We start from the raw sequence: 9,566 nt of genomic DNA on the forward strand, positions 1-9,566 counted from the left end.
GTGGGGTTGGTGCGGGTGGCCCGGAGGGTGCGGCGCAGGCGCGACAGGTGCTGGCGCAGGACGTCCGCGGAGTTGGGGCGCGTCTCCGGGTCCTTGGTGAGCATCTGCAGGATGAAGGCGTCCACGGCGGGCGGCAGGTCGGAGACGAACTCCGACGGCCGGGGCGGGCGCGCCTCCACGTGCTTCATCAGGAGGTCCACGGGCGAGCTGCCGATGAAGGGCAGCCGGCCAGTGATGATCTCGAAGGTGACGACGCCCATGGCGTACAGGTCCGTCATGGGACCCACGGACTGGCCCCGGGCCTGCTCCGGCGCCATGTACTCCGGGGTGCCGACGACCATGTCGGTGCGCGTCTGCGCGGTGCGGCCGGTGGGGCCCTCGCCGCGCTTGGCGAGCCCGAAGTCCAGCAGCTTCACGTAGCGCGAGCCGTCCGGCTGGCGCACCAGGAAGATGTTGCTGGGCTTCAGGTCGCGGTGCACCACGCCCGCGCCGTGCGCGGCGCCCAGGGCGGCGAGCACCTCTTCGAGCAGCGCCAGCGCCTCACCGACGGGGATGCGGCCCTTCTCCGCGAGGATGGCGTCGAGGGGCTGACCGTCCAGGTACTCCATGACGATGTACTGACGCCCGTCGGGGAGCTGGCCGAAGCCGAAGATGTCGATGATGCCGCGGTGCCGGATGGCGTTGACGGCGCGGGCCTCCGCGAGGAGGCGGGCCACCTGTTCGGAGGAGTGCGCCAGCTCCGGGCGCAGCACCTTCACCGCGACGCGCTTTCCGATGAGTGGCTGGATGCCGTCGTACACGAGCCCCATGCCACCCACGCCAATGCGGGAGCGCAGCTCGTACTCGCCCAGCTTCAGGCCAATGAGGGGGTCGGTGATGGCGGTGGCTTCGCTGCCCTGGTGCTCCACGATGACCTTCGGTTCCGGCGGAGTCGGTTGGAACGACGACAGCACGACAGTGCCATCGCGAGGGCACACCGCCGTGTCGGACGGGACGGTGAAGCCACAGGTTTCGCAGATCAGCTCGGAAGACATCTCCACCACGGGGGAGCGTAACAGGTGGAATCCCGGGAAGCGAAGTAGAGGCCGGGAGCACGCAGGGCGAGCGGACAAGCACTCGCCCTGGGGTCGCGCTTTCACGCCCGCTGCTGTTGGGCAGCGGGCGGTGCGGATGCGTCAGGGCGTTCCGGCGTCGACGATGACGCAATCGATGGACTGACTCTGGGCGCCGGGCGTCCCTGGGTTGCCGGTGCTCGTGCCGCCGTTGCCCCCATTGCCGGGGACGACACTGTTGGTGTCCTCCAGGGTGAGGCCCGCGTCCGGACCGCACCACACGCCGACGGAGGGGCCGCCCGCGCCACCACCGCCCGCGCCGTCAGTTCCCGCGACATTGGCCGAGACGCCCGAAGCGCTGAAGACGCCCTTGCCCTCGAACGCGAGGGCCCGGATGAACACCCCGCCTCCGCCCTGCGCGCCGCTGGTGCCGTCAGTGCCGGTGCCCTCGCCCGCGCCACCACCGCCGCCGAACACGAAGCGCTCGAGCATGGAATAGCTCAGCGGCGCGCCGCCCAGACCGCCCTCGACCCGCGCCCCATCCGAGACGGAGGACCGGCCGCCATTGCCACCGATGCCGCCATGGCCCCCGCCGCCACCGCCCGCCTGGGCGCAGTTGCCACCACCGCCGCCATTGGCCAGGTTGCCACGGCCCGTGGCGCTCTTGTTCCCGGACGTCGTCCCCGCCACGCCCTCGCCGCGCGCGGAGCCGCCCTGGGCCGGGGACAGGTCCAGGCCCGTGCACCCCTTGAGGCCGGCGTGGGCCTGATAGTCGCCGCCCAGGTACCCGGCGCCGTCCGCGTCGATGCGGCCTTCGTTGGTGACCGTGCCGGACACCAGCATCGCGAGGATGCCGCCGGACCGTCCGTCCCAGGGCGTCACGGAGAGCCGCGCACCGGCCTCGATGTTCACGTCGGTGAACTCGCCCACGCGCAACACCTGGGTGCGTGCCACGGGATAGGAGAAGCGCAGCGGCTGGGTCAGCTTGAGCACGCCGGCCGCCGCGTCCACGGATGCCACGCGCGCCAATTCGAAGCGGCCGGGGCCGGACGTGGGAAGCACCACGGCCTTCGCGTCGCCGGGAGTGGGCAGCGGCAACAGGCCCCCGGTGTGGTGGATCATCACCAGGTCGCCGGCCGCGAGCACGGTGCCGGCGGACACCGCCACGTCGGACCCGCGCGCGGTGGCGGCCACCCGCAGGGGCACGGCGGAACCGGTGACGACCGACCTGCCCGCGACGACGCTCAGCGCGCCATCGCGACCGGTGCCCAGTCCAAAGGAGTCCGGCTCCGCGCGCGCGACCTGCGCCAGGAGCAATCCAACGATGAGGGCCAGGGTGATCCGCATGCCCCCATGGTGCCCCAGCGGGCGTCCGCGGTCGAGAGAGGCCCACCCCAGCCCACGTCAGCGCGGAGCCACCAGGTCCGCGAGCGCGCGGGCATTGACGGGCGCGAAGAAGGGCTGCCGCAAGAGCCGGCCCAGGGCATGGCGCTCCACGCACAGCAGCTGGAGGGAGTCCTCCCATTCCCCCAGCACGGCCACCGCGCGCACATCCGCCGCGTCGCGGTAGAGGTCGTTGAGGTTGTGCACGAGCGCGGGCACGTCCTCCACCTCCCACCGCTCGGTGACGTCCCCGGCCGCGACGTGCAGTTCCAGCGCGGGGCGCTCGCGCACGTCCACGATCTTCAGCCGCCGGGCCGCCCCACCCATGGCCGCGGTGAGCGAGCCCACCAGCTCATCCGGACGGACGCCGTATCCCACGGTGAGCCCGCCCACGAGCAGCCCCGCCTCGCACAGGCGCAGCAGCGACACATGGGGAGGCTCGCCCGGCGGCACCTGCCCGGAAGCGGCGGCGGAGTCCTTGAGCAGTCGCTCGCGTTCAAGCGCATCCAGCAGGGAGGCCATGGGCCGAGAACCCTATCAATCAGGGCTCTTCGCCGTCCCAGTAATCCACCGCCGCGGCCAGGGGCAGATTCACATGAAGCGTGCGCGAAGCCTTGTCGCCGCCCGGAGCCGCGCCCGCCATCACCCCCACCTTCTTCGAGTCCGGATACACGAGCACGTCCGGCTCCTCCATGGTGGAGAAGCACAGGTAGCGCAGCGGCTCCGCCCCACTGTTGATGAGCTGGTGCGCGGTGCCAGCGCCCGGAGGCAGCGCGACGTAGTCCCCTTCGCGCACGGGCACCTCTTCCGACCCCAGGCGCAGCGTGCCCGCGCCGGACAGGAAGTAGAGCGCCTCCTCGTTGGCCAGGTGGTAGTGCATCGGCCACGAGCGGCGGCCCAGAGGCAGCTCCACCAGGCTGCACCCCAGCTTGCGCCCGTGCGCGGCGGCGCCCAGTTGCTTGCGCTTGAGCGCCACGCGGGTGCCGTGGGCGACCTCGGTCCAGGGAACGTCTTCTTCATGCACGAGATGCGATGAGGACATGGCGGGACTCCAGACTTCAGGGGCGCTCGGCGACGAGCGCGAACACACGGTGGGGAACGGACAGCGGATCCACGGGGAAGCGTTCGGCGAGGAGCGCACCCAACGCGGCGTCGAAGCGGGCCACCTCTGCCGGCGGAAGCAGGGCGCCAATCCGAGCGTTGGCGCGAATGCGTCCGCGCCAGCCCACGTGGGTGTACGGCGTGGGGGAATCGAAGGTGAAGGACGTCACGGACTGGAAGCCCGCGAGGGACACGTCGCGGAACCACTCCGGATAGACACCCACGCCATGGCCGAAGCGGTCGATGTTCAGGTGGTCCCGGGGACTGAAGCCTTCCATCAGGGCCTCGGTGGCTTCCACCACGTTGCCGGGCAAGGACAGCCAGTCGAAGCAGGCGATGATCAACTGCCCGCCGGGCCGCAGCAGCCGGAGCACCTCGCGCGCGGCGACATCCCGCTTGAACCAATGCCAGCACTGGCCAGCGAACACGCGGTCGAAGGACCCCGACGGCAGGCCCGTCTCCTCCGCACTGCCGACACGGAAGTCCACCGTGAGGCCCTCGTCGCGGGCGAGCTGCCGGGCGGCGTCCAACTGCGGCGCGGACACATCCAGCGCGGTGACGTCCATGCCACGCCGGGCCAGTCCCCGGGCGATGGTGCCCGTGCCGGTGCCCAGGTCCAGGGCGCGCAGACCGGGGCGCGACACGCCGTCCTTTTCCAACCGGGTGAAGAAGGCATCCGGGAACCCCGCCCGGTATTTCGCGTAGTCCGACGACGTGCGTCCGAAGTCCACTGGCATGGTCGCTCCCCGCTTGAAGGCCTCCGTCGGGAAGGGTTCGACTCGACAGGATATCCAGTCGAGTCGAGACTCCACTTCCGGGAGGCACGTGAACCATGGTGCGTCGCAGCGGGGGTCGTTCTCAATCTCGATTCGACCATCCACCTGAGGAGGAGCTTCTGCGCGCGGACGAGGCAGCGGCCCTGCTGGGGGTGAAGCGGGCGACGCTCTACACGTACGTGAGCCGGGGGCTCATCCGGTGCGTGCCGGAGAAGGGCACCAAGGAGAACCGCTACCTGCGCGCGGACGTGGATCGCCTGAAGACGCGCCACGACGCGAGAGCGGGACACGCGGCCGTGGCATCAGGGGCCCTGCGCTGGGGCGAGCCGGTCATCGACTCGTCGGTGTCAAGGATTGGCGAGGAGGGGCTTCAGTACCGGGGCCACGACGCGGTGGCGCTGGCCACCGGAGGGCACCGCTTCGAGGACGTGGCGGAGCTGCTGTGGACGGGGCACCTGCCGTCCGTGTCCACGCGGTGGCCGTTGTCGGAGCCATCCCCCACGGGTTCTCAACCGAAAGAACTGTCATTGCTGTCCCCCGCCGCGCTCGCGGCGCTGCTGCCGCGAGGAACCCCACCGGTGTCGGCCCTGGCCGCGCTGGTGCCGCTGCTGGCCGCGAGCGACGAGGGCCGCTTCGCCGCGCCCACGGAGCAGGAACAGGCACGGGCCCGTCGCCTCATCCGTCACCTGGGCGCCTGGGTCTGCGTGGCGCAGGCACCGGGGCGCGTGTCCCGGGCGTTGAAGACAGACACGGTGGCGGAGTCGCTGGCCACGGCCTGGGACACGAAGGTGAAGCGCGCGCCGGAGCTGATCAACCGCGCGCTGATTCTCTGCGCGGACCACGAACTGAACACATCCACCTTCGCCGCCAGGGTGACGGCCTCCGCGGGGGCGGACCTGTACGCGTGCATGAGCGCGGCGCTGGCGGCCGTCTCCGGCCACAAGCACGGCGGCGCGTGCGACCGCGTGGAAGCCCTGCTCACGGAAGTGGGCCGCCCCGAACGCGCCGCCCAGGTGATCCACGGCCGCCTGCGCCGAGGCGAAGCGGTGACAGGCTTTGGCCATCGCCTCTACACGCACGGCGACCCGCGCACGCCGCCGCTGGTGGAGGCCGCGTTGAGCGTGAGGCCCGAATCCCTCCGGGTGCGCATTGCTCGCGCTGTCATCGACACCATGCGCGACGCCGGACATCCCCCTCCATCAATGGACATCGGACTGGTGATGCTCGCGGACGCCCTGGGCCTGCCACCGGGCGCGGGCACCGTGTTGTTCAGCCTGGGCCGCACGGCGGGCTGGGTGGCGCACATCCTGGAGCAGCGCGAACAGGGCCACCTGCTCCGTCCCCGAGCACGCTACGTGGAGACTCCCCCGAAACCCGCGTGAGGCCACCGGCACCGGTGTCACCTGCCGTGCACGCCGCGCAGGTTTCGGTTGGAGCCACGCCCGGGGATGCGCACACTGCCGCCCCGTGAGCGAACGCCGCCCTTCCCTGCCCTATCCCGCCGTGTTGCTGCTCGGCAACGTGGCCTTCATCGCCTCCTGGATCGTCGTCCTCAAGCGCCCCGAGGGCTGGCAGGTCGTGGGCCCCGTGCTCCTCGCCCTCTTCCTCGTGCTGCGCGTGGGCGGCGTGTGGCGCTACGCGAAGAACAACCCGGACCCCCAGGGCCGCGCGAAGCGCTCCGCCATCCTCTCCACCGTGCTGGCCCTGCTCGCCGTGGGCCTCTGGGTCTCCACCTGGCTGAGCGGCCCGCGCTGAAACGAAACGGGCGCCCCTTCCGAAGTGGAAGGCGGCGCCCGCACGTCACGGCGGAGTGAAGGACCCGCGCGTCAGACGTTGAAGCGGAAGTGCATGCAGTCACCGTCCTGCACGGTGTACTCCTTGCCTTCCACGCGCAGCAGGCCCTTCTCCTTCACCGCCGCCTCGCTGCCCAGCTTCACCAGGTCCTCCCAGCGCATGACCTCCGCCTTGATGAAGCCGCGCTCGAAGTCCGAGTGGATGACGCCCGCCGCCTGCGGCGCCTTGAAGCCCTTGTGGATGGTCCACGCGCGGCACTCCTGCTCGCCCACCGTGAAGTACGTCCACAGGCCCAGCAGCTTGTAGCCCTCGCGCACCACCTTGTGCAGGCCGGGCTCCGTCAGGCCGTTGCTCTCCAGGAAGCCAGCGCGGTCGGACTCGGGGAGCTGCTGGATCTCCGACTCCAGCGCCGCCGCCAGCACCACCACGCCCGCGCCTTCCTTGGCGGCCATGTCGCGCACCGCCTTCACGCGCGGGTCGCTGTCTTCCTTGCCAATCTGGCCCTCGCTGATGTTCGCCACGTACAGCACGGGCTTGTCCGTCAGCAGGAACAGGTCCTGGAGGGGCGCGTGCTCCTCCTCGCTCAGCTTCTGCGCGCGCACCGTGACGCCGTTGTCCAGGGCCGCCATCACCCGCTCCAACACCGCCACTTCGGCCTTGGCCTCTTCGGCCGCCTTGCCGCCCAGCTTGGTGTTCTTCAGCGAGCGGTCGCGGCGCTTCTCCACCGTCTCCAGGTCCTTGAGGCACAGCTCCGTGTCGACCACGTCCCGGTCCCGCACCGGATCCACGCCGCCCTCGACGTGGGTGACGTTGTCGTCCTCGAAGCAGCGCAGCACGTGGAGCACCGCGTCCACCTGGCGGATGTTCGCCAGGAACTGGTTGCCCAGGCCCTCACCCTTGGAAGCGCCGCGCACCAGGCCCGCGATGTCCACGAGCTCCAGCGACGTGGGGATCTTCTTCAGCGGCTTGATGAGCGCCGTCAGCTGGTCCAGGCGGTCGTCCGGCACCGGCACCACGCCCACGTTCGGCTCAATCGTGCAGAACGGGTAGTTCGCGGCCTGCGCGCTCGCCGCGGAGGACACGGCGTTGAACAGGGTGGACTTGCCCACGTTGGGCAGACCGACGATGCCGATGGAGAGAGCCATGATGGATTCCTGGAACAGACGGGCGCGGCGAGAGACTTCCCGGCCTTACGCCGAGCGACGGGTCGCCGTGGCGCTCGTCGCACCCGGCAGGCCCTGAACGAACTGCTCGGCCAGCTGGCGGTGCTTGGAGTCGTCCATGCGCTCGTTGATGAGCTTGGAGGCCACGTCCATCGCCAGGTCCACCGCCATGGCGCGCACTTCCGCGATGGCCTTGGCCTTCTGGTCGTCGATTTCGCGGCGGGCGCTCAGCTTCAGCTCCTCCGCCTCCTTGCGGCTCTTGGCCATCAGCTCGTCGCGGAACTTCTCCATCTCCGCGGTGTTGCGGCGCATCATCTCCGCCGCCTCGCGACGGGCCTCCGCGATGGCCGTCTTCTGGTCGGCCAGCAGCTTCTCCGCCTCGGCGCGCTCACGCTTCGCGCTCTCGATGGCGTTGGAGATCTGCTTCTCGCGCTCCTCCACGAGCGACAGGATGGGGCCCCACGCCTTCGCGCGCAGCACCAGCATGACGAGGACGAAGGTGACGATGGTCCAGAAGATGAGGCCCGGACGGACCTCCACGAAGCTGCTGGCGGCGAGAACAGAGGGCAGGAACATGGCGGGTCCCGGGATGCGAGCGGCGAAAAGGAAAGCGGGAGACAACAGGTGAGACAGGCACTGCCACTGCTGCCAGGAGGCCGGCGCGCTCCTCACGAAGGCGCCGGCTCCCAGGTGAAGCCAACCCGACTCAGACCTTGATGGCGAGCAGGATGCAGACAACCAGCGCGAACAGCGTGGCGCCTTCGATGAGCGCCGCGGCGATGATCATCGTGGTGCGGATGTCGCCGCCCGCGGCCGGCTGACGGCCCGTGGCGTCCATGGCGGCGGCCGCCAGCTTACCGATGCCGAGCGCGGCGCCGATGATGGAGAGACCCGCGCCGATACCGGCGGCGAGGAAGGCAAGAGCGATGTTGGTCATGGGAACACGTACTTTCAGGTGAGGCAGGACCCGCTTGTGGGGGGGTCGTGAAATCCCTTTAGGACTACCTCCGACGGCCTTTCGAACCGCCGGGTCTTCAACCGGGGCGCGCCGTGCTCCAGGCGCCCCGTCCAGTCAGGCCAGGAAACTCCCCCGGCTCAAATGTGATGCGCCTTGCCGTGGTCGTGGCTGGCGCCACCTTCCGCGTGGCCGTGGTCGTCGTGGTGGTGGCCCATGGCCACGCTCATGCCGATGAAGAGCGCGGACAGCATGGTGAACACGTACGCCTGCACGAAGGCCACGAACAGCTCCAGCAGGTAGATGCCGAAGGCGAACGGCACGCTCACCAGCGCCACCGCGGGGTTGCGGAGCATGAAGATGAGGCCCAGCAGGAAGAAGATGACGATGTGGCCCGCCAGCATGTTGGCGAAGAGTCGGATGGTGAGGGCGAAGGGCTTGGTGAACAGGCCCAGGAACTCCACCGGAATCATGATGGGCCACAGCCAGGGGGCCACGCCGCCCGTCAGGTGCTTCAGGTAGCCGCCGACGCCGGCGGCGCGGATGCCCGCCACCTGGGTGACGAAGAAGGTGCACAGCGCCAGGCCGCACGTGACGGCGATGTTGCCCGTGGCGGACGCCATCCAGGGGAACAGGCCCAGCAGGTTCATGAAGAGGATGAAGAAGAACGCGGTCAGGAGATAGGGCACGTAGCGGGGGCCCTCCTCCTTGCCGATGTTCTTGATGGCCAGCTCGTCGCGCACGAAGAGGACCAGCATCTCGAAGAGGTTCGCCGCGGTGCCGCGCGGGACGAGCTTCGTCTTGTCGCGGTTGCTCCAGATGAGCAGCGAGCCGATGAGGATGAGCGCCGCCAGCCACATCATCACCGTGTGCTTGGTGATGGAGAGGTCCACGCAGCCGGCGCCCAGGCCCGGGTACACCTCGCCGTGGCCACCGTGCGGGTCCGCCACCGGCGCGCAGGCGCCCTCGTGCAGGGGGATGAAGATGCGCGGCAGGTGGATGGGGATGTGGTTGTTGCTCAGCGGGATCTCGAACTCGTACTCATTCGAGTCGGACACGTGATGCAGGATGTAGCCGGCGACGTCCTCGCCCTCGGCGTCCTTGTCCTCGTTCGCGTAGCCGTGCTCACCGGCCTGGTCGGAGGCCCACACGCTACCCGCGAACAGACAGGCGAACAGCACCATTGCCTTGCGCATCACTCGTCTCCGCCCGCCGGGTCTTTCGACGCGGCCATCACGTAGCTGACTTCGATCCACTGCAGCGCGAAGTAGACGCCGAAGAAGCCGCCCACGAACGCGATCGCGCTCAAATTCCGTGACACCACCCACGCCAACCCCAGCCC

Annotated in this window: 11 protein-coding genes; 2 read left to right on the top strand and 9 right to left on the bottom strand. The window is 69.9% G+C overall.

The window, feature by feature from the left end; genetic code table 11:
• From D7X74_RS34945 to D7X74_RS34965, 5 genes are all read right to left on the bottom strand, one after another.
• Positions 1–1,034: serine/threonine-protein kinase (locus tag D7X74_RS34945; RefSeq protein WP_199741972.1), on the bottom strand; the 1,034-nt coding region annotated here is incomplete at its 3' end.
• Between the two features lie 141 nt (positions 1,035–1,175).
• Complete coding sequence (locus D7X74_RS34950; protein WP_120537328.1) at positions 1,176–2,399, bottom strand: hypothetical protein; 1,224 nt, start codon at positions 2,397–2,399, stop codon at positions 1,176–1,178.
• Positions 2,400–2,456: 57 nt separating this feature from the next.
• Entirely contained in the window at positions 2,457–2,957 is a 501-nt protein-coding gene (locus D7X74_RS34955; protein ID WP_120537329.1) for a hypothetical protein, read from the bottom strand.
• 19 nt (positions 2,958–2,976) lie between these two features.
• Complete coding sequence (locus tag D7X74_RS34960) at positions 2,977–3,477, bottom strand: cupin domain-containing protein (protein ID WP_120537330.1); 501 nt, start codon at positions 3,475–3,477, stop codon at positions 2,977–2,979.
• 16 nt (positions 3,478–3,493) lie between these two features.
• On the bottom strand, positions 3,494–4,273 hold the full coding sequence (locus D7X74_RS34965; RefSeq protein WP_120537331.1) for a class I SAM-dependent methyltransferase: 780 nt from the start codon (positions 4,271–4,273) through the stop codon (positions 3,494–3,496).
• A 95-nt stretch (positions 4,274–4,368) separates the two neighbouring features.
• On the opposite strand from D7X74_RS34965, the gene D7X74_RS34970 reads away from it, so the two are divergent.
• Together D7X74_RS34970 and D7X74_RS34975 are read left to right on the top strand one after the other, a co-directional pair.
• Positions 4,369–5,694, top strand: coding sequence for a citrate synthase family protein (locus D7X74_RS34970; RefSeq protein ID WP_120537332.1), 1,326 nt, complete (start codon positions 4,369–4,371; stop codon positions 5,692–5,694).
• A gap of 85 nt (positions 5,695–5,779) precedes the next feature.
• Positions 5,780–6,067 carry a hypothetical protein gene (locus tag D7X74_RS34975; protein ID WP_120537333.1) on the top strand — a complete coding sequence of 96 codons (288 nt, stop codon included), beginning with the start codon at positions 5,780–5,782 and terminating at the stop codon, positions 6,065–6,067.
• Positions 6,068–6,138: 71 nt separating this feature from the next.
• On the opposite strand, the gene ychF is transcribed toward D7X74_RS34975, so the two are convergent.
• The 4 genes from ychF to atpB form a co-directional block, all read right to left on the bottom strand.
• The gene (ychF, locus tag D7X74_RS34980) at positions 6,139–7,251 is read right to left on the bottom strand and encodes a redox-regulated ATPase YchF (protein ID WP_120537334.1); all 1,113 of its coding nucleotides are present in this window, start codon (positions 7,249–7,251) and stop codon (positions 6,139–6,141) included.
• A 45-nt stretch (positions 7,252–7,296) separates the two neighbouring features.
• Complete coding sequence (gene atpF / locus D7X74_RS34985) at positions 7,297–7,845, bottom strand: F0F1 ATP synthase subunit B (RefSeq protein WP_120537335.1); 549 nt, start codon at positions 7,843–7,845, stop codon at positions 7,297–7,299.
• Between the two features lie 130 nt (positions 7,846–7,975).
• Positions 7,976–8,206 (bottom strand): ATP synthase F0 subunit C, encoded by a 231-nt coding sequence (locus D7X74_RS34990; protein WP_014400382.1) that lies wholly within the window; start codon positions 8,204–8,206, stop codon positions 7,976–7,978.
• A 158-nt stretch (positions 8,207–8,364) separates the two neighbouring features.
• A complete protein-coding gene (gene atpB, locus D7X74_RS34995) occupies positions 8,365–9,420 on the bottom strand; it encodes a F0F1 ATP synthase subunit A (protein ID WP_120537336.1) in 1,056 nt (351 codons plus the stop codon).
• Positions 9,421–9,566 lie beyond the last annotated feature (146 nt).

Source organism: Corallococcus sp. CA047B, from assembly GCF_003612065.1.
Classification (GTDB): domain Bacteria; phylum Myxococcota; class Myxococcia; order Myxococcales; family Myxococcaceae; genus Corallococcus; species Corallococcus praedator.

Bases quoted from the DNA above. Each gene is read 5' to 3' on its own strand.
- D7X74_RS34950 (WP_120537328.1), bottom strand. From the start codon at position 2,399: ATGCGGATCACCCTGGCCCTCATCGTTGGATTGCTCCTGGCGCAGGTC.
- D7X74_RS34955 (WP_120537329.1), bottom strand. From the start codon at position 2,957: ATGGCCTCCCTGCTGGATGCGCTTGAACGCGAGCGACTGCTCAAGGAC.
- D7X74_RS34960 (WP_120537330.1), bottom strand. From the start codon at position 3,477: ATGTCCTCATCGCATCTCGTGCATGAAGAAGACGTTCCCTGGACCGAG.
- D7X74_RS34965 (WP_120537331.1), bottom strand. From the start codon at position 4,273: ATGCCAGTGGACTTCGGACGCACGTCGTCGGACTACGCGAAATACCGG.
- D7X74_RS34970 (WP_120537332.1), top strand. From the start codon at position 4,369: ATGGTGCGTCGCAGCGGGGGTCGTTCTCAATCTCGATTCGACCATCCA.
- ychF (WP_120537334.1), bottom strand. From the start codon at position 7,251: ATGGCTCTCTCCATCGGCATCGTCGGTCTGCCCAACGTGGGCAAGTCC.
- atpF (WP_120537335.1), bottom strand. From the start codon at position 7,845: ATGTTCCTGCCCTCTGTTCTCGCCGCCAGCAGCTTCGTGGAGGTCCGT.
- D7X74_RS34990 (WP_014400382.1), bottom strand. From the start codon at position 8,206: ATGACCAACATCGCTCTTGCCTTCCTCGCCGCCGGTATCGGCGCGGGT.
- atpB (WP_120537336.1), bottom strand. From the start codon at position 9,420: ATGCGCAAGGCAATGGTGCTGTTCGCCTGTCTGTTCGCGGGTAGCGTG.